This window comes from Variovorax multivorans (assembly GCF_051216835.1).
GTDB lineage: Bacteria > Pseudomonadota > Gammaproteobacteria > Burkholderiales > Burkholderiaceae_C > Variovorax.
Genome location: NZ_JBPJZL010000011.1, coordinates 141453 through 161635 on the forward strand (window position 1 = coordinate 141453; position 20183 = coordinate 161635).

20 protein-coding genes are annotated in these 20183 nt (G+C 67.2%); 3 read left to right on the forward strand and 17 right to left on the reverse strand.

Annotated features, from left to right (window positions below; genetic code table 11):
* Nucleotides 1-6 precede the first annotated feature (6 nt).
* Genes ACSFCA_RS26530 through ACSFCA_RS26540 form a run of 3 tightly spaced genes read right to left on the reverse strand, consistent with a single transcriptional unit; the run spans nucleotide 7 to nucleotide 2701 of the window.
* Nucleotides 7-798 carry an SDR family NAD(P)-dependent oxidoreductase gene (locus tag ACSFCA_RS26530; protein ID WP_435461578.1) on the reverse strand — a complete coding sequence of 264 codons (792 nt, stop codon included), beginning with the start codon at nucleotides 796-798 and terminating at the stop codon, nucleotides 7-9.
* 14 nt (nucleotides 799-812) lie between these two features.
* Nucleotides 813-1868 carry an ABC transporter substrate-binding protein gene (locus ACSFCA_RS26535; RefSeq protein WP_435461577.1) on the reverse strand — a complete coding sequence of 352 codons (1056 nt, stop codon included), beginning with the start codon at nucleotides 1866-1868 and terminating at the stop codon, nucleotides 813-815.
* A gap of 11 nt (nucleotides 1869-1879) precedes the next feature.
* Complete coding sequence (locus tag ACSFCA_RS26540; RefSeq protein WP_435461576.1) at nucleotides 1880-2701, reverse strand: cysteine hydrolase family protein; 822 nt, start codon at nucleotides 2699-2701, stop codon at nucleotides 1880-1882.
* Between the two features lie 128 nt (nucleotides 2702-2829).
* Here ACSFCA_RS26540 and ACSFCA_RS26545 point away from each other — a divergent pair, with 128 nt between their 5' ends.
* Nucleotides 2830-3738: a LysR family transcriptional regulator gene (locus ACSFCA_RS26545; RefSeq protein ID WP_093175520.1), complete on the forward strand. Its 909-nt coding sequence runs from the start codon at nucleotides 2830-2832 to the stop codon at nucleotides 3736-3738.
* Here ACSFCA_RS26545 and ACSFCA_RS26550 read toward each other — a convergent pair.
* Nucleotides 3735-4643, reverse strand: a complete 909-nt coding sequence (locus tag ACSFCA_RS26550) for a LysR family transcriptional regulator (protein WP_435461575.1) — start codon at nucleotides 4641-4643, stop codon at nucleotides 3735-3737. The genes ACSFCA_RS26545 and ACSFCA_RS26550 overlap by 4 nt on opposite strands.
* A gap of 102 nt (nucleotides 4644-4745) precedes the next feature.
* Between ACSFCA_RS26550 and ACSFCA_RS26555 the strand changes: the two genes are divergently transcribed.
* Nucleotides 4746-5984: a flavin-dependent oxidoreductase gene (locus ACSFCA_RS26555; RefSeq protein WP_258351772.1), complete on the forward strand. Its 1239-nt coding sequence runs from the start codon at nucleotides 4746-4748 to the stop codon at nucleotides 5982-5984.
* Nucleotides 5985-6015: 31 nt separating this feature from the next.
* The gene (locus tag ACSFCA_RS26560) at nucleotides 6016-6981 is read left to right on the forward strand and encodes a tripartite tricarboxylate transporter substrate binding protein (protein ID WP_093053422.1); all 966 of its coding nucleotides are present in this window, start codon (nucleotides 6016-6018) and stop codon (nucleotides 6979-6981) included.
* Nucleotides 6982-6992: 11 nt separating this feature from the next.
* Here the strand turns inward: ACSFCA_RS26560 and ACSFCA_RS26565 are convergent, their stop codons facing one another.
* From ACSFCA_RS26565 to atzF, 13 genes are all read right to left on the reverse strand, one after another.
* On the reverse strand, nucleotides 6993-7736 hold the full coding sequence (locus ACSFCA_RS26565; protein WP_258351774.1) for a GntR family transcriptional regulator: 744 nt from the start codon (nucleotides 7734-7736) through the stop codon (nucleotides 6993-6995).
* 29 nt (nucleotides 7737-7765) lie between these two features.
* Nucleotides 7766-8443: a cysteine hydrolase family protein gene (locus tag ACSFCA_RS26570; RefSeq protein WP_258351775.1), complete on the reverse strand. Its 678-nt coding sequence runs from the start codon at nucleotides 8441-8443 to the stop codon at nucleotides 7766-7768.
* Nucleotides 8444-8469: 26 nt separating this feature from the next.
* Nucleotides 8470-10056, reverse strand: coding sequence for an ABC transporter ATP-binding protein (locus ACSFCA_RS26575; RefSeq protein ID WP_435461574.1), 1587 nt, complete (start codon nucleotides 10054-10056; stop codon nucleotides 8470-8472).
* Between the two features lie 289 nt (nucleotides 10057-10345).
* Entirely contained in the window at nucleotides 10346-11056 is a 711-nt protein-coding gene (biuH, locus tag ACSFCA_RS26580; RefSeq protein WP_435461573.1) for a biuret amidohydrolase, read from the reverse strand.
* A 5-nt stretch (nucleotides 11057-11061) separates the two neighbouring features.
* Nucleotides 11062-12054 carry a formamidase gene (locus tag ACSFCA_RS26585; RefSeq protein WP_435461572.1) on the reverse strand — a complete coding sequence of 331 codons (993 nt, stop codon included), beginning with the start codon at nucleotides 12052-12054 and terminating at the stop codon, nucleotides 11062-11064.
* 5 nt (nucleotides 12055-12059) lie between these two features.
* On the reverse strand, nucleotides 12060-12983 hold the full coding sequence (locus ACSFCA_RS26590) for an ABC transporter permease (protein WP_093053407.1): 924 nt from the start codon (nucleotides 12981-12983) through the stop codon (nucleotides 12060-12062).
* Nucleotides 12980-14041, reverse strand: a complete 1062-nt coding sequence (locus ACSFCA_RS26595; RefSeq protein ID WP_435461571.1) for an ABC transporter permease — start codon at nucleotides 14039-14041, stop codon at nucleotides 12980-12982. Before ACSFCA_RS26595 ends, ACSFCA_RS26590 begins: the two co-directional genes overlap by 4 nt.
* Before the next feature lie 23 nt (nucleotides 14042-14064).
* The gene (locus ACSFCA_RS26600) at nucleotides 14065-15189 is read right to left on the reverse strand and encodes a BMP family ABC transporter substrate-binding protein (RefSeq protein ID WP_093076738.1); all 1125 of its coding nucleotides are present in this window, start codon (nucleotides 15187-15189) and stop codon (nucleotides 14065-14067) included.
* Between the two features lie 51 nt (nucleotides 15190-15240).
* Nucleotides 15241-15621 carry an oxalurate catabolism protein HpxZ gene (hpxZ, locus tag ACSFCA_RS26605; RefSeq protein ID WP_435461570.1) on the reverse strand — a complete coding sequence of 127 codons (381 nt, stop codon included), beginning with the start codon at nucleotides 15619-15621 and terminating at the stop codon, nucleotides 15241-15243.
* Nucleotides 15618-16451, reverse strand: coding sequence for an ABC transporter ATP-binding protein (locus ACSFCA_RS26610; protein ID WP_435461569.1), 834 nt, complete (start codon nucleotides 16449-16451; stop codon nucleotides 15618-15620). The genes hpxZ and ACSFCA_RS26610 overlap by 4 nt, the downstream gene beginning before the upstream one ends.
* Nucleotides 16448-17275: an ABC transporter permease gene (locus ACSFCA_RS26615; protein WP_435461568.1), complete on the reverse strand. Its 828-nt coding sequence runs from the start codon at nucleotides 17273-17275 to the stop codon at nucleotides 16448-16450. The genes ACSFCA_RS26610 and ACSFCA_RS26615 overlap by 4 nt, the downstream gene beginning before the upstream one ends.
* A 5-nt stretch (nucleotides 17276-17280) precedes the next feature.
* Entirely contained in the window at nucleotides 17281-18282 is a 1002-nt protein-coding gene (locus tag ACSFCA_RS26620) for an ABC transporter substrate-binding protein (protein WP_435461567.1), read from the reverse strand.
* Between the two features lie 12 nt (nucleotides 18283-18294).
* On the reverse strand, nucleotides 18295-20028 hold the full coding sequence (gene atzF, locus ACSFCA_RS26625) for an allophanate hydrolase (protein ID WP_435461566.1): 1734 nt from the start codon (nucleotides 20026-20028) through the stop codon (nucleotides 18295-18297).
* Nucleotides 20029-20183 lie beyond the last annotated feature (155 nt).

The window sequence follows — 20183 nt, forward strand, 5'->3', positions numbered from 1 at the left end:
GTCTCCTCAGAGCATGGCCCAGCCGCCGTCGACGGGCAGGTCGACGCCGGTGATCTGTCGGGACACATCGCTCGCCATGAAGAGGCAGGCGTTGGCAACGTCGGCATCGGTGGAGACGCGGCGCAGCGCGTAGTCGGCCGCGTGCCGCGTCATCGCTTCTTCCAGCGTGATGCCGAGCTTGTCGGCCATGTTGGCGCACACCTTCTCGCGAAAGCGCGGCCCGTCGACCATGCCGGGCGCCACGCAATTCACGTTGATGCCGTACGGGCCGGCCTCCAGCGCAAAGCTCTTGGTGATGCCGCGCAGGCCCCACTTCGAGGCCGAGTAGGCCATGCGGCCGGCGCGCCCGCGCATGCCGAAGGTGCCGCCGACGTTTACCACCTTTCCGCTCCTGCGCTCGATCATCGAGGGCAGCACGGCGCGCATGGTGTTGAAGCAGCCTGTCATGTTGAGCTGCACGATCTCGTCGAATTCCTCGCTCGTGGTTTCCCAGCCGGTCTTGCCGATCGGGCCCGAGCCGCCAGCCACGTTGACCAGCACGTCGATGCGGCCGAAGGCTTGCAGCGCGCGCAACGCCAATGCCTCGGTCTGCGCGCCCACGGTCAGGTCGCAGGGCACGACGACCGCATCGACGCCGAGCGCGCGCGCCTCTTCGGCCACAGGCTCGATGGCACCGGTGTCGCGCCCGGCCAGCACCAGCTTCGCGCCTTCCCGTGCAAAGGCCAGCGTCACGGCGCGCCCCATGCCCTTGGCCGGGCCGGTGATGAGCGCCACCTTGTCTCTCAGTTGCAGTTCCATGTCGTTTCTCGCTTTCAGTTCAAAGTCTTGGAGGGGCGCTCGCTGCGCGCGGGCAGGAAGCTGCGGTCGAACACTTCGGCGGGCGCCGGTGTGCGCGGCAGCTGGTTGGCGTCCACCACGATGTCGATGGATTTCTTCAGTCGCGCGTCGTCCACGTCGCCTAGGCCGATGCGGGCCACCTCCGGGTGGCTCATGTCGTTGCGCAGCGTGGCGAGCAGCTTTTCCTTCTCGACCTCGCGCTTGAGCAGCGGCTCGCGCTTCATGACGTAGTCGATGCCCATGTCCGGGTCGGCAATGACTTCCTTCACCGCGCGGTTCAGCGCCTTCACGAAGCCTTGCACCGCCTTGGGGTTGTCCCGGGCGAAGACGCGCGAGAAGAACACGGCGTTCGAATACAGGTCCATGCCGTGGTCGCCGTAGCGGATGAAGCGCAGGTCCTTCGCCGGATCGAGCCCCATCGCCTTCGCGCTGAAGCTCACGGTGGTGACGTAGCCGAAGGCGGCGTCGATCTGCCCGCGCGTGAGCATCTGCTCGCGCAGGTTGGGCGCCATGTTGGTGATGCTTACCTTCGACGCATCGACCTTCGCGATCCTGGCGAAGGCCGGGAACAGCTTCAGCGCGCCGTCGTTGGCTGGGCCGCCGATGGTCTTGCCTTCGAGGTCCTTGGGCGTCTTGATGGGGCTGCCCTGCTTCACCACCAGCGTGAAGGGCGGCGTGTTGTAGAGCATGTAGACCGCCACCGGCGCATCGGCCGGGCGTTTCGATGCCAGGTCGACCAGTGCGTTGAGATCGCCGAAGCCGGCCTGGTAGGCGCCCGCCGCCACCTTCGGGATCGAGGCCGCGGAGCCCTCGCCCTGGTCGATCTCGACATCGAGGCCCTCGGCCTTGAAGTAGCCCTTGTCCTGGGCGACGAAGAACCAGGCCTGCGGGCCTTCGTACTTCCAGTTGAGCACGAGCTTGACCGGCACCTGCGCGGCGGCGGAAACGGCCGCCAGGGCCAGGCCGGCGGCAGCGCCCAGCGAAGCGAGCAAACGCACGAGGCGCGAGTTGGCGAAGAAGGACAGTGGCATGCGGAGGACTCCTAGCGTTTCTTGGAGAGTGAGGAAAGCGAAGCGAGCAGCGACTCGGCGGTTGCAACGAAACCGTGCAGCTGCTGCACGATGAAATGAATGCCGCGCGTCACGTAGGCCGGCGACGGGGTGCCGCACGCGTCCTTCAGCAACACGCAGTCGTAGCCGAGGAAGTTCGCGTCCTGCAGCGTCGAGAACACGCAGCGGTCGGTGTTGATGCCCGCGAACAGCAGCGTCGTGATGCCCTGCTGGCGCAGGACGCTGTCGAGCTCGTTGTCCCAGAAGCCGCTGAGGCGGTGCTTGTGCACCGTGATGTCGCCGGGCGCTACAGCCAGCTCGTCGATCACCTGCGCACCCCACTCGCCCTGCACGAGCGACGGGCCGTGGTCGATGGGCGAATGCTCCGCATAGCCCACGCCGTCTGCGCTGCGCTTGCCCTTGAATTGCACCGTGGGCGATAGGTTGAGGCGGTCCGCGCGAATACCCCAGTTGAGCCACACCACGGCGCCGCCCGCCGCGCGCCACGCCGGCAGGAGCCGCGCGATGGTCGGAATGGGCTTGCGCGCCGCGCGAATGCCGATGCCCTTCTGCGCGAACCAGCCCTCGGGATGGCAGAAGTCGTTCTGCATGTCGACCACGACGAGCGCGCTGCGCGCCAGGTCGAACTCGATCGGCTGCGGCTCGGCGGGCATCTGCACGGGCCGTGGCCGCTTCGGGGAGCGCAAGAGGCTGACCCGGCCGCCGGCGAGCGTCCAGGCGTTGTGGGGCGCCGGACCGAAACGGACGGGCGGTTGCGCCGCATTGGTGCGCGAGGGTGCAGATCGGCGTGTCATGCGAGATCGGCACGCAGTCGCCGTGCCAGAAGGTGCTCCGAATCCATACCGATTCACGTACTGCCCGTTGCCGTTGCGGCAACGGTAAAAGCGGCACTCCTGGCGCGCTTCGTGCAATCGCCACGGGCATGAACCACCTTCGCTTCCTGCGCTATGCAGACGAGGTCGCCCGGGCCGGCTCGATCCGCCAGGCGGCCGAGCGGCTCCATGTCGCGCCCTCCGCCGTCAACCGCCGCATCCAGGACCTGGAGGACGAACTGGGCACACCGCTCTTCGAGCGTTTGCCGCGCGGCATGCGCCTGACCGCCGCGGGCGAACTGTTCGTGCGCTACATCCGCGGCCGCTCTTCGGAGCTGGAGCGGGTGCGCTCCGAAATAGAAGACCTGCAGGGCCTGCGCCGGGGCGCCGTCCGGCTGGTGGCCAGCCAGGCGCTCGCGCCGCGCTTCCTGCCGGCGGCCGTGAATGACTTCGCTGCGGAGCATCCGCTGGTGGCTTTCGATGCGCGCATCGGCGACCACGTACAGGCCGCCGACGCGCTGCGCAGCTTCGAGAGCGACCTCGCGCTGGTGTTCAACCTGGCGCCGGAGTCCGACATCGAGCGCGTGTGCGCGGTCGAGCAGAAGCTCATGGCCATCATGCACAAGCGCCATCCGCTGGCGAAGTCCAAGACCCTGCGCCTGAGCGATTGCGCCGACTACCCTGTGGTGCTGCCGAACCGCGACACCGGCGGGCGCCAGATGCTGGAGCGCTTTCTCGCCCGCAGCTCCACGCGGATAAGGGCCATGGTGGAGAGCAACAGCTTCGAGTTCCTGCGCGGCTGCCTCTACGACGGGCGCTCGATCTCGTTCCAGATGGCCATCGGCGCCGCGGCCGAAGCCCCCGACATCGTGGCGCGGGACATCGAGGACCGCGGCTTTCCGCGTGGCGAACTGGTACTGGCCAGCCTGCGCGGCCGGCAGTTGCCGGTGATCGCCTATGCCTTCGCGGAGTTCCTGCGCAAGCGGCTCACCGGAGCGCAGGCCGCGGACGCCCGCTAGCGCGACAGCGCGGGCAGCGCCTTCTCCAGCGTGGCGACGAAGGCCTGCATGGCCTCGGTCTCGTGCGCGCCGCGCTTAGTGATGCGGAAGAAGTCCAGCCCCACCTTCGGCTTGGTCAGCACGTCGGTGCGCACGCGGTGCCGGCGGCAGGCGGCCAGCGCAAAGGTCGGCATCACGCCCGTGCCGAAGCCGGCCTCCACCATCGAGATCAGCGTGCCGAAGAAGTTGAACGCGGGCCGCTGCGCGTCGGCACGGCCGATGGTGGCCAGATGCTGGTCAATCACCTTCTGGATCGGGTTGCCGGGCGGCAGGCCGAGGAGTTCGGCGCTGCGCAATGCGGACCATGGCGCGGTGCCGATGGCCGGCGGCTCTTCGCCATCACCATCGCAAGGCGCCACCCGCATCAGGTGAAAGCGCCCTACCGGCGTGCGCTCCAGCCCCGCCGCGGCCTTGAAGAAAAAGCCCAGGCCCACGTCGGCATCGCCGGCCGCCACCATCGCCTCCACGTCGCGCAGGTCGGCGTCGAACAGGCGCAGGCTCACCTGCGGATGCGCCGCGCGGAAGGTGGTGAACACCTGCGGCAGCAGATGCGAGGACACCAGCGGCGTGGCCGCAATGCGCAGCGTCTGGCGCGCGGCGTCGCCCTCGGCACCCAGCTCGGCCGCCACGTCGTCGAGGTCGGTGACGAGGCGTTCGACCACTGGCAGCAGGCGTCTCCCCGCAGGCGTGAGGCTCACCACGCGCGTGGTGCGGTCGAACAGCCGGCAGCCCAGCTGCTTTTCCATCTCGCGGATCAGGATGCTGAGCCCCGCCTGCGTGATGTGCGCCTGCTCGGCCGCGCGCGTGAAGTTGCCCATGCGCGCGACCTGCAGGAATGCGCGCATCTGGCGGGTCGAGAGGTTCATAAAGATTCATGATAAATCCATATCACATCTAAATTTCCCAAATGACCAGCTTGCGTTCCTAATGCGGCCCGAGACAAAACCGAACGCAACGACCGACCATCCATGAGCAACGAAGTCATCATCCTGGGCGCCGGCATCGGCGGCCTGACCCTGGCGCTGAGCCTGCACCAGGCCGGCATTCCCTGCCGCGTTTACGAGGCCGTGCCCGAGCTGAAGCCGCTGGGCGTAGGCATCAACCTGCTGCCGCACGCGGTGCGCGAACTCACCGAACTAGGGCTGCTGGACGCCCTCGACAAGGTGGGCGTGCGCACGCAGGAGGCCGTGTTCTTCACCGAGCACGGCCAGCTGATCTTCCGCGAGGCCGCCGGCCAGCACGCGGGCTACGACTGGCCGCAGTTCTCCATCCACCGCGGCGACCTGCAGACGGTGCTGTACGAGGAGACGCTGAAGCGCCTCGGCCCCGACAGCGTGGTGTGCGGCCGCCGCTGCACGGGCGTGACACAGGACGCCGGGGGCGTCACCGTGCACTTTGCCGATGCGCCTTCGGTGCGCGGCGCGATCGCGGTCGGCTGCGACGGCATCCACTCGGCGCTGCGCAAGCAGCTGTATCCGGATGAAGGCGCGCCGCGCTACTCGGGCGTGAACATGTGGCGCGGCACCGCGCGCTGGAAACCCTTTCTCTCGGGCGGCAGCATGGTGCGCGCGGGCTGGCTCGCGGTCGGCAAGATGGTGATCTACCCGATCCGCAACGACATCGACGCCGAGGGCAATCAGCTCGTGAACTGGGTCGCCGAGATCCACGCGCCGCAGCCCGCGCTGCGCGACTGGAGCCGCGCGGGCCGGCTCGAAGACTTTCTGCCGGCGTTTGCCGACTGGCATTTCGACTGGCTCGACGTGCCCGCGCTGATCCTCGCGTCGGACACCATCCTCGAGTACCCGATGGTCGACCAGGATCCGCTGCCGCGCTGGACGCACGGCCGCCTCACGCTGCTGGGCGACGCGGCGCACCCCATGGTGCCGCGGGGCTCCAACGGCGCCGGGCAGGCGATCATCGATGCGCGCTTCCTGGCCGGCGCGCTGAAGGACCTGGGCGTAGGCACCGCCGCGCTGGAGGACTACGACCGCGTGCGCGTCAAGGCCACCACGAGCGTGGTGCTGACCAACCGCAGCAACCCGCCCGACGCGATCCTGCGTGAAGTGTTCGAGCGCTCGGGCGGCAAGCGCTTCCAGAACATCGAAGACGTTGTGCCCGTCGCCGAGCTGCAGGCCATCTCGGACAACTACAAGCGCGTGGCCGGCTACGACCCGGTGGCGCTGAAGGCGCGCGCTTCCTACCTTTGAGCATCACTGAAAAGAACACGGAGACACGACCATGCGTTCGCTTATCAAAAAAACCCTTGCCGCCCTGCTCTTCGCAGCAGGCGCCACCGCCGCCTGTGCCTGGCCCGACCAGCCGATCACGCTGGTGGTGCCCTACACGCCCGGCACCGGCATCGACCTGGTGGCGCGCCAGCTCTCGGCCCGCCTGCCCGCCCTGCTGGGCCAGCCGGTGATCGTCGAGAACGTGGCCGGCGCCAGCGGCAACATCGGCAGCGAACGCGTGGCGCGCGCCAAGCCCGACGGCTACACGCTGATGGTGCAGGTCAACACGCTGGTGATGAACCGCAGCCTTTATCGCTCGCTGAGCTACGACCCGGTGGCCGACTTCGCGCCGGTGTCGCTCACCTCGTGGGGCACGCTGCTGCTGGTGACGAACCCGAACGTGCAGAAGGCGACGACCGTGTCGCAGATGGTGAGCGCGGCCAAGGCAGCGCCCGGCAAGCTGACCTATGCCACGCCGGGCGTCGGCACGCCGCACCACCTGTCGATGGCGCTGTTCATGCAGGGCACGGGCACCGAGATGCTGCACGTGCCCTACAAGGGCACGGCCGGCGCGGTGACCGACCTGCTGGGCGGGCGCATCGACTACATGTTTTTGCCGGTGCACGTGGCGCTGCAGCACATCCAGGTCGGCAAGCTCAAGGCCATTGCCACCGGCAGCGGCAAGCGCCTGCCGCAACTGCCTGACGTGCCGACGCTGGCCGAGGCCGGCGTGACCGCCGACAACGTGGACATGTGGTACGGCGTGCTCGCGCCCAAGGGCACACCGCCTGACGTGGTGGCGCGGCTCAACAAGGAGATCGCGGCGGTGCTGAAGCAGCCTGAAGTGGCGAAGTCGTTCGAGTCGCAGGGCATGGTGCCGGCGAGCTCGACGCCAGCCGAATTCGGCACGCTGATGAAGAAGGATGCCGACCGCTGGGCCGCAGTGGTCAAGCGCGGCAACATCACCGCGGACTGAAGCAGACAGCTTCAGCGCGGCGCCGAGGCCTTCCCCGCGTGCCGCGCCAGATGCACCTGGTGCAGCGTGATCTTGCGCACCTCGGCCTGGCTGGTCTCGATGTGCGCGCGCAGCAGCATCGCGGCCTGGTCGCCGCGATTGGCGCGCACGGCCTTCAAAATCTTCGCGTGCTCGTCGTAGGTGGCGTCGATGCGCGGCTGCTTGGTGAAGTCGAGCCGGCGGATGATGCGGATGCGGTCGGTCACGTCGCCGTGCACGCGTGCCATCTCGGCGTTGCCGGCGGCCGCCACGAGCGAGCAATGAAAGGCTTCGTCCCACTGCGCCACCTGCGCCATGTCGCTGCTGCGCTGCGCCGCAGGCACCAGCCAGATGCCGGCCAGCGTGTCGAGCAGGCCGCGATCGATGTGACGGTCGGTCTCGCACAGGCGGTGCACGGCGGTGGTCTCCAGCACCATGCGCAGGTCGTAGAGTTGTTCGAACTGGTCGAAGTCGAAGGGCAGCACGCGCCAGCCGCTGCGGAACAGCACTTCGACGAAGCCTTCCTGCTGCAGCCGGAACAGCGCCTGCCGCACCGGCGTGCGCGATACGCCGAGCCGGTCGCTGATCTCGCCTTCGGTGAAACGGTCGCCGGGCACGAGGATGAAATCGGCCACGTCGCGCTTGAGCTGCGCGTAGACCTCGTCGGCCCGGGTACGGAAAACGGCCGTATCGGTGGCGGTAGCGGGAGTTTCGGGGCGGGTTCGAACGGTAGACACGTGTGGGATGGTAGTCGCTGGCGTCGGCATCAAGAAGAAGGACTGCTGTTCAGCGCTGCAAGCAGTGCTGCGCTCGGCGCGGTCCAGCCGACGATGGCGCCTTGTGCACGGACCATGTCGAGCGTGGCCGCCTTGAATGCCGGGAAATAGCTTTCGGTGCAATCCTCGAGCAGCAGGCTGTCGTAGCCGCGGTCGTTGGCTTCGCGCATGCTGGTCTGCACGCAGACCTCGGTCGTGACGCCACCGAACAGCAGATGGGTGATGCCGCGCTGCTGCAGCAGCTCGTGCAGACCGGTAGCGTAGAACGCGCCCTTGCCGGGCTTGTCGATGACGATCTCGCCGTCGAGGGGGGCAAGCGCTTCGATGATCTGGTTGCCGGGCTCGCCGGCCACGAGGATGCGGCCCATGGGGCCCTCGTCTCCGATGCGCAGCGTGGGGTTGCCGCGGTTTCGCTTGGCGGGCGGGCAGTCGCTGAGGTCGGCGGCGTGTGCTTCCCTTGTGTGCACTACGAGGCCACCGGCCTGTCTCCACGCCCGCAGTGCTTCTTTCGTTGCAGGGACGATGGCTTCGAGCAGCGAGACATCGTTGCCCAGCGTTTCGCCGAAACCGCCCGGCTCGATGAAGTCACGCTGCATGTCGATGAGGACTAGCGCGGTCTTTGCTACGTCGAACTCGTAGGGAAATGGGTTGGCTTGTTCTATGCGCATGCTTTTGCTCGCTGGTTCCGATGCGTTCATGCCGCAGCCTTCAACGGCTCGTGATGCCCACCGCCCATGTGCGCTCCGATCACGTGTCTTTCCGCACCAGCCGCCGAAGTCTCGAAAACGATCTGCCCTTCGCTCATCACGACGATGCAGTCCGCCAGTTCGAGCAGTTCGTCGAGGTCTTCGCTGATCAACAGCACCGCCCCGCCCTTTTCGCGCACCTGCACGATGCGTGAGTGGATTTCGGCGACGGCAGCGAAGTCGAGCCCGAACACAGGGTTCGCTGCGATCAGCACGTTGATGTCACCGGCCAGCTCCCGCGCCAGCACCGCGCGCTGCACGTTGCCGCCCGAAAGGCTGCGGATCGGCGCGCCCTCGCCCTGCGTCTTCACGCCATATTCGGCGATCCATTCCCGCGCCCGGCTGCGCCAATACGGAAAGCTCAGCACACCGCCGCGCGACAAGGGCGGTTGATCAAAATCACGCAGCGCCATGTTCTCTGCAACGCTGAGGTCGCCAACACAGGCGTTGCGCAGCGGCTCTTCCGGAAGGCTGCGGACCTTGAGCTTGCGGTTCTCGGCGCGATGCGCACCGTAGGGCTGCCCCATCACCGTGACCTTGCCCGCAAGGCGCGGACGCTGGCCGACGAGAGCCTCTACAAGTTCGCGCTGCCCGTTTCCGGAGACACCGGCCACGCCGAGGATTTCTCCTGCGCGCACAGACAGGCTCAGGTCGTGCAAGGCCAGCGTGCCGCGATCGCCTTGCGCCTTGAGTCCTTCGACCTTCAATGCAACCGGCGCGTTGGCAGGCACTGGTTTTCTGGCGACAGGAGCCGATGCCGACCCCTGCTCGCCACCCATCATGGCCTGCGCCAGTTGCGCCGGGCTGGTGTCCGCCACGCGGCAGTGATGCACCGCCTTGCCCCGCCGCAGCACCGTTACGCTGTCGGCATACGCCATCACCTCGCGAAACTTGTGCGTGATGATGAGCACCGTGCACAGCCCGCTGCGCGCGAACTCGCGCACATGGCCCAGCACCTCGTCGGCCTCCTGCGGCGTGAGCACCGAGGTCGGCTCGTCGAGGATCAGCAGGCGCGGCTTCAAATACAGCTGCTTGAGCAGTTCGAGCTTCTGCTTCTCGCCAGCCGCAAGCTCCGATGGCCGCACATCAAGGTCGAGGCTGAACGGCGTGGTCGCAAGAAAGTCTTTCAGCTCCGCGCGCTTCGTTTTCCAATCGATCAGCGCCGGCGTCTTGCCGCCCGCGAGCAACAGGTTCTCCGCCACCGTCATGCCCGGTGCCAGCGTGAAGTGCTGGTAGACCATGCCAATGCCCAGCGCGCGCGCCACGATGGGGTTGGCGATGTCCTGCTCGCGCCCGTCGATCAGGATGCTGCCCTCCTCCGCGCGCTGGAAGCCCGCCACGCACTTCACCAGCGTGCTCTTGCCCGCGCCGTTCTCGCCGAGCAGCGCATGCACCGTACCGGGCTCGACGCGCATCGTCACGCGGTCCATGGCGGTAAAAGCTCCGAAGCGTTTGGTGAGCTCGTAGGTGTCCAGCGCGAGAGCGCCAGTGCCTGAGGGAAGGCCGCCGATGGCGTGAGGTGATGTGGCGCTCATGTTCGTTTGCCATCCCTTGGGTGCGTGTTCGGGGTACGTGCGAATGACACCGGGTACTCCCCTCCGCGAATGTCCCCCGCCTTCGGCTCCTCCTTTATTTCGCTGCGGGGAGCACCCGGTGCCATTCGCACATGAGCACAGTCGTTATGCCGGCCGCACAAGCGCTGCGTCCATCGATCACGCCGATGGGGTGCCTTGCGCAGCGAAATAAAGGAGGAGGCCGCAGGCCGGGGGACATTCGCGGAGCAAGGTACCCCGTCGGCGTGATCGTGCCCCGAACAAAGCAGCTTCATACAACCGCCAGCAAAGCCTGCGAGGTGGCATGCGCCCCAAACACGCCGCCCTGCATAGTGATCATCTTCAGCGCAGCGAGGTGGTTGCCGTAGTCCGTCGCCGCCGTGCAATCCGACAGCAGCAAGCATTCAAAGCCGCGGTCGTTAGCGTCGCGCATCGTGGTGTGCACGCAAACATCGGTCGTGATGCCAGCAAGGATGATGTTCTCGATGCCACGCGTACGCAGGATCAGTTCAAGATCCGTTGCATAGAACGACCCCTTGCCCGGCTTGTCGATCACGATCTCGCCCGGCAACGGCGCCAGTTCCGGAATGATTTCCCAACCCGGCTCGCCACGCACAAGGATGCGCCCGCATGGCCCGTCATCGCCGATGCCCACGCCATTCGCACCAATCTGCCGCGACCGCCATCGCTTGTTGGCAGGCAGATCGCCGAGGTCGGGCCGGTGGCCTTCACGCGTGTGGATGATGTGATAGCCCAGCGGCCGCAACGCAGCCAGCGTGCGCGCAATCGGCTTGATCGGCGCCTGCACCAGCGACAGGTCGTAGCCCATCACGTCGACGTACCCGCCCTTGCCGCAGAAGTCGGTCTGCATGTCGATGACGATGAGCGCGGTGTTGTCGGGACGCAGCGCGCCGTTGTAGGGCCAGGCATAGGGCTCGGCTGCGACGTGGCGTTCGGTGGTGTTGGCGATGGTGGTGGTCATGGTCGTCATCCTGCGTAGTTGCGTTGCGGCGGCGCAAAGCCGCAACTCGTGCCGTCGGTCACCTTCACCTCGGCGCTCCACGGCAGCTTGTATGTGCCGGCGGCCATGTCGTGCATGTAGGTGTAGGGGCAGTCCTGTGCGCCGCCCTTCACCGCGACGTACCCGCGGTGATAGAGCTGGTAGATGTTGTTCTCCACGCCCCAGCCGGTGCGGGCCTCGCGCACGAGGTCGGGGCGCAGCTCGGCGGTGATGATCTCGTCGGCGCGGCCACCGCCCTCGACCAGCACCGTGCCGTCGAAGTTGCAGAACATGCCCTCGCCCATCGAGTCGAAGCTGCCGTCGCTGCCGCACAGGCACACGCTCGCGGTGTACGCGAGATTGCAGAAAGCGTTGGCCTGGTTGGTGATCTTCCACGCATGGCGGATGGGCGCGGTGTAGCCGGCCGTGCGCAGGATGATGTCCGCGCCCTTGTATGCGGCCTCGCGCGCCATCTCGGGAAACATGCCGTCGTGGCAGATGATGAGCGACAGCTTGCTGCCGTTGGGTCCGTCGCACACCGGAATGCCCAGGTTGCCAGGCTCCCAAGGCTCGACCGGAACCCACGGGTGCAGCTTGCGGTAGTAGAGCCTGATCTTGCCGTGGTCGTCGATGATCAGGCCGCTGTTGTAGGGATTGCCGCCGGGGTTGGCTTCCATGATGGAGAAGCAGCCCCAGATGCGGTGCTCGATGCAGGCATTCCTGAAGGCGGCCACTTCGGGACCGTCGAGCGTGCACATGATCTCGGGGTTGGTGTCCATCGAGAGCCCATGCAGCGCGTATTCCGGGAACACCACGAGGTCCATGGTCGACTGGTTGCGGCGGGCCTTGCCCACCATCTCGCAGATGCGCTGCGCCTGTGCGGCGAGGTCGGCCGGCGTCTTCACGCTCGGCAGTTGCAATTGCACCAGACCGACGACAACGCCGTGCGCCGATTTGTTGAGGCCTCCGAGACCGCTCATGACGTTCAGCTCCTTGTGGACGAGAGTTCGCCGGGGCTGCCGACGGCCGCGCTGCCCGGCTTGCAGGTGAACACCAAAATCACCAGCGTGAGCACATACGGCACGGTGTTGAAGAGGTGATAGCCCCAGCCGATGCCGATGGACTGCAGGGCCGGGCCGATGGCGCCCGCGCCACCGAAGAGCAGCGCCGCACCCACGCAGCGCAATGGGCTCCAGCGCGCAAAGATGACGAGCGCCACCGCGATCAGGCCCTGGCCGCTGGAGATGCCTTCGTTCCAGCTGCCCGGATAGAACAGCGTGAGCGACGCACCACCGAGCCCGGCGATGAAACCGCCCGCCGTGGTGGCCGCGATGCGCAGGCCCGAGACCGAGTAGCCGAGCGCTCGCGTGGCCTGCGCCGAGTCACCCGCCATGCGCACCAGCAGCCCGGCGCGCGTGCGCGCGAAGCCCCACCACAGAAGCACCGCGAGCGCCACGCCGATGGGCACCAGCGCGTTGAGCTGCAGTGCCGAGCGCACGACAGTGTTGTCGCTCCAGAAGCCCAGAGGAATCGCAGGAATCTGCGGCGCCTGCGGTTGAATGAGCGGCTTGCCCAGATAGAACGCGAGCCCCGTGCCGAGCAGCATCAACGCGATGCCAGTCGCCACGTCGTTCACGCGGTCGAGCGAGCACAGCAAGCCGTGCAGCAGCGCGAGCGCCGCGCCGGCCACCGCGCCGATCAGCACGCCGAGCCATGCGGAGTCGGTGAGGTAGGCCCCACCGAAAGCCGCCATGGCCGACAGCACCAGCACGCCTTCGAGCCCGAGGTTGATGCGCCCCGATTTCTCGGTGAGGCATTCACCCAGGCTCACGAACAGGAATGGAGCGCCGACGCGCAGCGCGCCACCGACGATGCCAGCGACCAGCGCGATCCATTGGTCAGCCGTCATGTGTAGCTCCTGGCTTCGGGCAGCATGCGGTCGCCGAACTTCTTCCAGTTGACCGTGCGCAGGCCCTCGCTCGCAAGAATCAGCACGAAGGCGATGCCCTGCAGCACCAGCACCGACGCATCGGGCAAGCCCAGCCGCCGCTGCAGCAAACTGCCCGCCGCGCCGAAGCCGCCGAACAGGATCGCCACCGGCACGATGGCCACCGGGTTGTGCCGTGCGATGAAGGACACGAGGATGCCCGCGTAGCCATACCCCGCGATCAGCGAGGCATTGGCATTGGTGTGCACCGCCGCCACCTCGACCGCGCCCGCAAGCCCCGCGCATGCACCGCCGAGTCCGCAGGCCGAAAGAATGAGCCGCGTGGCCGGCAGTCCCACGAGTTGCGCGGTGCGCGGATTGCCGCCCACCACGCGCACCGAGAAGCCCGAAGCCGTGGCGCGCAGCCACCAACCGAGCCCCAGGCAGGCCACGACGCCGATCACCAGCCCCCAGTGCACGTCGGAGCCACCGATGCCACCGATCAGCAGCCCGTCGTTCAGTGCATAGGTCGATGGCTTGTTCAGGCTCGCCGGGTCGCGCAGCGGCCCTTCGACCAGGTGCTTGAAGATGCCGATGGCGATGTAGGCCAGCAGCAGGCTGCTGATGGTTTCGTTGATGCCGCGAAACTGCCGCAGCCAGCCCGCGAGCACGATCCACACCGCACCGGCGATTGCTCCGGCGATGCACACGATCACCGTGCCGATGACATTGCCAGGCAGCGGCACCGCATGCGCCAGCGCCGCGCAGGCGAGCCCGCCCAGTACCAGCGCGCCCTCGCCGCCGATGATGATGAGCCCCGCACGCGCGGGCAGCGCCACGCACAGGGCCGTGAGCATCAGCGGTGCGGCGCGTTGCAGCGTGTTCTGCCACGAGAACCAGTCGCCGAACGCGCCCTGGAACAGCGTGGTCCACACCTCCACCGGGTCGACGCCCGCGAAGGCCACCAACAGGCCGAACACCAGCAGCGCCGCCGCGATGGCGAACACCGGCAATGCGAATTCCTTGAGCGCGTGGCGCATGGCGATGCTTGTTGCTGCGCGGCTCAGACCTGGCCGACGACGCCTTCGACGAGGTAGTTCATCTTCTCGAGTTCGAGGTCGGTCTGCTTGAGCACCTTGCCGGCCGGCACCACGACCGCGCCCTTGTTGTCCTTGATGCCGTCCTTGAAGATGTCGAAAGTGCCCGCGATCATCTTCGCCTTGATGTCGTCGGCCTGCTTCTTCGCGGCGTCCGGCACCATGGGGCCATAGGCCGACATCTTCACGTAGCCCTCCTTCAAACCTCCGCGCAGGAAGTTGGGATGCGGCTTGCCGGTTTGCGCGGCTTCGATGGCGGTCTTGTAGGCGGTGAGCCAGTTCCACTCGGCGCCCGTCAGGTATGCATTGGGCGCGAGCTTGGCCTGGCTCGCGTGGTAGCCGCAGACCATCTTTCCGCGCTTGGCTGCGGTCTCGACCACTACCTTGGGGCCGTCCACGTGCATGGTGAACACGTCGCAGCCCTGGTCGGCCAGGCTGTTGGTGGCTTCGGCTTCTTTCACCGCCATCGACCAGTCGCCCGTGAAGATCACGCTGCAGGTGATGTTCGGCTTGACCGAGCGCGCGCCGAGCGTAAAGGCGTTGATGTTGCGCAGCACCTGCGGAATGGGCTTGGCGGCGACGAAGGCGATCTTGTTGCTCTTCGTCATGTGCGCGGCGATCACGCCGTTCAGGAACTGGCACTCGTCGATGTAGCCGAAGAAGCTGCCGACGTTCTTGGGGTGCTTGCCTTCGGTCCAGAGGCCGCCACAGTGCGAGAAGCGCACGTCGGGGTTCTTGGGCGCGACCGCGAGGATGTGCGGATCGAAGTAGCCGAACGAGGTGGGAAACAGCAGCTTGGCGCCGTCCTGCGAAATCATGCCGGCCATGGTCTTCTGCACGGCGGCGGTCTCGGGTACGTTCTCTTCCTCGACCACCTTGATGCCGGGCAGCTTCTTGATTTCGGCGGCGGCCATGGCATGCGCCTGGTTGTAGCCGTAGTCGTCGCGCGCGCCGACGTAGATCACGCCCACGGTGAGCGGCTTGGGCTTGGCCTGCGCGCTGGCAAGGGCGCTCCAGCTTCCGAGGCTGCCTGCCGCGCCAAGTGCGGCCAGGGTCTTGAGGGAATCACGGCGATTGAATTGGCTGGTCATGACGTACTCCGGTCTTGGATTTGAGGTGGGTGCAAAGAATGTGCCCGCGGGTCAGCCGAGCAGGCTCACGTGGGCGGCGACTACGCGCCAGCCATCGGCCGTGCGCAGCCAGGTCTGGCTCTGGCGGCCGGTCTGGCGGCTGCCTTCGCGGCGGAACTCGACGTTGGCGGTCGCGAAGTCGCGGCCGTAGGTGGTGATGACGGTGCGCAGCAGTTCGCGGGGCGGGCTCTGCTGGGGCAGCGATGCGCGGAAGGCGCTGATGTCTGCGTGGCCGTAGTGGTTCTCGGAGAAGCCGTAGCGCAGCGTGTGCGGGCTGTTCCAGAAGAGCTCGTCGAGCACCGCGCGGTCGTTGCCGACCAGCGCCGCCTCGTAGCGCGCGAACACGGCCTGCACTTCGGCGAGCACGTCGGGGATGTTGATCTCGGCTGTCACCGGCGAACCTCCCGCTGGAAGATGTCGAGGCTGAGCTTCTTCATGGCGACGAAGCTTTCGGTGCTCAGCGTCTCGACGGTGCGCGGGCGCGCATCGCCGTAGCGCAGGATCTCGGCGACCTTGGTGGGCCGCTTGGTCAGCAGCAGCACCTCGTCGGCGAGGTACACCGCCTCTTCGAGGTCGTGCGACACCAGCAGCATGGTGGTGCCGGTCTGCATGAACACCTCCTGCAGCTTCTCGCGGATGAAAAGCGTCATCTCGAAGTCGAGCGCCGAGAAAGGTTCGTCGAGAAACAGCACCTCGGGGTTGGGCGCGAGCGCACGCATGATCGACGCGGTCTGCTGCTGGCCGCCCGAGAGTTCGTACGGAAAGCGCTTCAAGTCGAACTTCACGTCGAAGGAGGCCACCAGCTCTTCCATGCGCCGGTCGACCTCGGCCTTGCTACGCCCTTCGAGCTTCAGCGGATAGGCGATGTTGTCGATGGTGCGCATCCACGGGAACATTGCCTCGCGGTAGTTCTGGAACACGTAGCCGATCTTGGTGTCCTTGCGCTGCTTGCCGTCGAACAGGATCTCGCCCGAGTCGATGGGAATGAGCCCCGCGATCATGTTGATGAGCGTGGACTTGCCGCAGCCGTTCGGCCCGAACACCGAGACGATGGCGTGCTTGGGAATGTCGAGGTCGAAGTTCTCGTACAGCGGCCAGCCCGCGAAGTACTTGGTGAGGCCGCGGATGGTGATGTGCGTGCCGGCCGGGCCGGGCTTGAATGCGGGCTTGGGCACGTCGGCGTACACCGGGCCGTTGAGAACGATGTCAGGCGTCACTTTCATCTTCCGCTCCAGTGCACGATGCGGCGTTCGGCGATGAGGAAGAGGATGTTGAGCGCATAGCCCAGCGCGCCCGCCGCAAGGATCGCGGCGTACATGCTCTTCACGTTGAGCACCTGCTGCGCATCGATGATGCGATGGCCGAGCCCCGTGTCGGAGCCGATGAACATCTCGGCCACGATGACGATCACCAGCGCCATCGATACCGCCGAGCGCAGGCCCACGAAGCTGGGCTGCAGGCTTTCCCACACGAGAACGTCCTTGAAGATCTGCCAGCGCGATGCGCCCATGACGCGCGCCGCCATCACGCGCTGCTTGCGTGCGTTGATGACGCCGTAGGCGCTGTTGAACACCACGATGAGCAGCGCGCCGAATGCCGCGATGGCCACCTTGTTGACGTCGCTCACGCCGAAGATCAGCAGGAACAGCGGAATGAGCGCGGACGACGGCGTGGAGCGGAAGAAGTCGATCAGAAACTCCACGCTGCGGTACGCCTTCTCGTTGCTGCCGAGCAGCACGCCCAGCGGCACGCCGATGGCCGCCGCGATGACGAAGGCCTGCACAGTGCGCCACACGGTCATGGCGAAGTCGGTGAGCAGCGGGCCACCAGCCAGGCCGGTGATGAGCGCGGCGATGGTGTCGGCGGGCGTGGGCAGCAAGATCGGCTTGATGAAGCCGAGCCGCACCACCAGGTCCCACACGATGAACAGCACCACCGGGCCGATGAAGGGCAGCATGCGGTCGCGCAGCGGCGGCTTCGGCGCCGCAGTGGCAGCGCTGGTCGGCGGGGTCCACGGCGCGGCCGTGGTCGTGCTTGCTTCGGCCATGGTCTTCAGGCCTTGTAGAGCAAAGCGTCCACCGCGACCTTCTTTTCGAAGATGCCTTTGTCGGTGAACAGGTCGTAGAACTTCTGGAAGTACGCGACGTCACTGGGCTTGAACTCGTTGTAGAGCATGTACGACGCGAGCGGCACTTCGGCCGTGAGCTTGCCTTCGATGGCGGTGTAGCCCTTCATGAACTGGCGGGCTTCGTCTGGCTTGGTGCGCACCAGTTCCACGCCGCGCGCATAGGCGGCGATGTACTTCTTCGAGATCTCGGGGTTCTTCTTGATGAACTCGGTGGTCAGGCTGGCTGCGCCGCCGTGCCAGGGCGCCATCGGGTCGCCGAGGATGTACTTGGCAACCACGCCGGCCTCGATGACGCGCGTGGTGCCGTTCATGCGGCCGACGGTGCCGGTGGGCTCCAGCGTGTAGCAGGCGTCGACCTGGCCCGCGACCAGTGCGGCCACGTGCTGGCCGATGGGCAGTTCGCTCACGGTCGCGCCCTTGGCGCCCGCGCGTTCCAGCATGGTCTTGCACAGAGTGACGTTCTGGATGCCGGGCCCCGAGGCGACCTTCTTGCCGGCCAGCTCGGCCATGGTCTTGATGGGGCTGTCCTTGGCGACGATGAATTCGTCGAGCACGTATTTCGCGTTGCTCGGATTGGTGCAGAAGATCTTGAAGAGACCCGGCTGCGCGATCTCGCCGATGGCGAGGTTGGCCGAGCCGGTGCCGTTGGCGCTGCCGTCGCAGCGGCCGGCGAGCATGCCTTCCATCACCTGCTGTGCGCCGGCAAACTTGAGTGGCTCCACCTCGAGGCCGGCCTCCTTGAAGTAGCCCTTGTCGACTGCGGCGAAGAACGGCAGGCCGGCGGCCACTGGCCAGAAGCCGATGCGCAGCTTCACCGCGCCCTGCGCACGCACGATGGCTGGCGCGGCCAGCACGGCCAGGCCTGCGGCGCCGGCCTGCAGCAGCTGTCGGCGACGCGATGCGGGAGGTTTGTCTTGGGTGCTCATCGGAACTCCTGGTCAGTTGGAACTCGGGGTAGCGCGGCTCGCGACGTATGCGCGCCAACCGCCATGGAAGGTCACGTCCTGCGCGCCGGCCAGCGCATGGCCCTCGCAGATGAAGCCTTTCACCCAGCTGCCATCGGCCAGCTCGACGCTGCCGAGGCCCAGGGGCGGTGGAATGAGGGAGAGAAAGCTGCCGACCTGCGCCAGTGGCACGGCCCACACTTCGAGCGCGATGGCGGCGCCTTCATTGCCTTCGACCACACGCTGCAGGCCGGGCTTAGGCGGCACGGTTCCCGGCAACGCGTAGAGGCGATAGAAGGGCGAGGTCGTGGTGGCACGCAGCAACTTGGCGCCGCGCTCGGTGAGCTGGGCGTTGAGCGGCATGCCCGAGAGATGCGCACCGACCACGGCGATGGGCAGGGTGCCGGCGTCCGGCGCGGCGAGGCCGGGAATGGCGCGCGGCTCGGGCAGCGGCACGCCGGTCGCGCCTTGCGCGAGCCCGGTGGCGTGGTGGTAGCGCTGGCCCAGGTCGGCCAGCGCGAGGTCGCTGCCGCAGGGGCCGATCAGCGTGATGCCGAAGGGCAGGCCGTCCGGGCGGAGGCTGCTGGGCACGGAGAGCGCGGCGTAGTCGAGCAGGTTGACGAAGTTGGTGTACGCGCCGAGGTTGCGGTTGAGCACCACAGGGTCGGCGCGCATCTGCTCGCGGGTGTAGTGCGTGGGCGCGGTGGGCACGAGCAGCACGTCGATGTCGCGCCACATCGGCTCGACCTGTTGAGCGATGGCGCGCAGCCGCGTCTGGGCCTCGAACACGTCGGCAGCACTGTAGTTGCGGCCGCTCGCGAGGATGCCGCGCACGGGCTCGATCACCTCGTCGCCGTGCGCATCGAAGAACTCGCGCACCGCGGCGTAGCGTTCGGCGACCAGCGCGCTTTCATAGAGCAGCGCGGCGGCCTCGGCGAGCGGGGCGTAGGAAATGGTGACCGGCGAGCCGCCCATGGCCAGCAGGCGCGCGGTCGCGTCGTTGAACGCCCGTTCGGCGGCGGCGTCGCCGAAGAAGCTCAGCCTGTCGGGCACGCCGAAGCGGAAGTGCGCGGGCAGCGGCTTGCGGCTCAGGGCCAGGTCGCGCGAGTACGGGTCGCGCGCGTCGTGGCCGACTGCGGCGAGCAGCACGTCGACCGCGGTGGCGACAGTGCGCGCGAAGATCGAAACGCAATCTGCGCTCTGCGCCGCGGGAACCACGCCGAAGGTGCTCAGCAGGCCGCGCGAGGGCTTGAGGCCGACGATGTTGTTGAGCCCGGCAGGCACGCGGCCAGAGCCTGCGGTGTCGGTGCCCAGCGCGAAGTCGACCTCGCCGGCCGCCACCACATAGGCCGAGCCCGAGCTGGAGCCGCCCGAAACGTATCGCGCGTCGAAGGCGTTCGGCACCTCACCGTACGGCGAGCGCGTGCCGTTCAGGCCGCAGGCGAACTGGTCGAGGTTGGTCTTGCCGGCCAGCGATGCACCGGCTTCGAGCAGGCGCTGCACCACTGCTGCGTGGGCCTTGGGGAGGCGGTCGAAGGCTGGACAGGCGGCCGTGGTGGGCGCGCCGGCCACGTCGATGTTGTCCTTGACCGCGAAGCTCAGCCCGGCGAGCGGCAGGGCGAAACCCAGGGCCTTGCCGGCCGCGGCGTCCGCCACGGGGGCCGCGAATTTCGCGATCCAGGCGGCGGCGGGCGATCCGCTTTCTCCGTTTTCTTCATGCACCATCATTAGGCATCCAAACATGTGTACAAGTTGAGATGCAAGCGGCGTGCCAGCGGAAATGCGTTGCGATCGGCTCCCTCTCCCCTCGGGGAGAGGGTTGGGGTGAGGGCAAGTGCGGACGATGAAGCGCGGCTCTTATCTAGAGGCCGCCGCCCTCACCC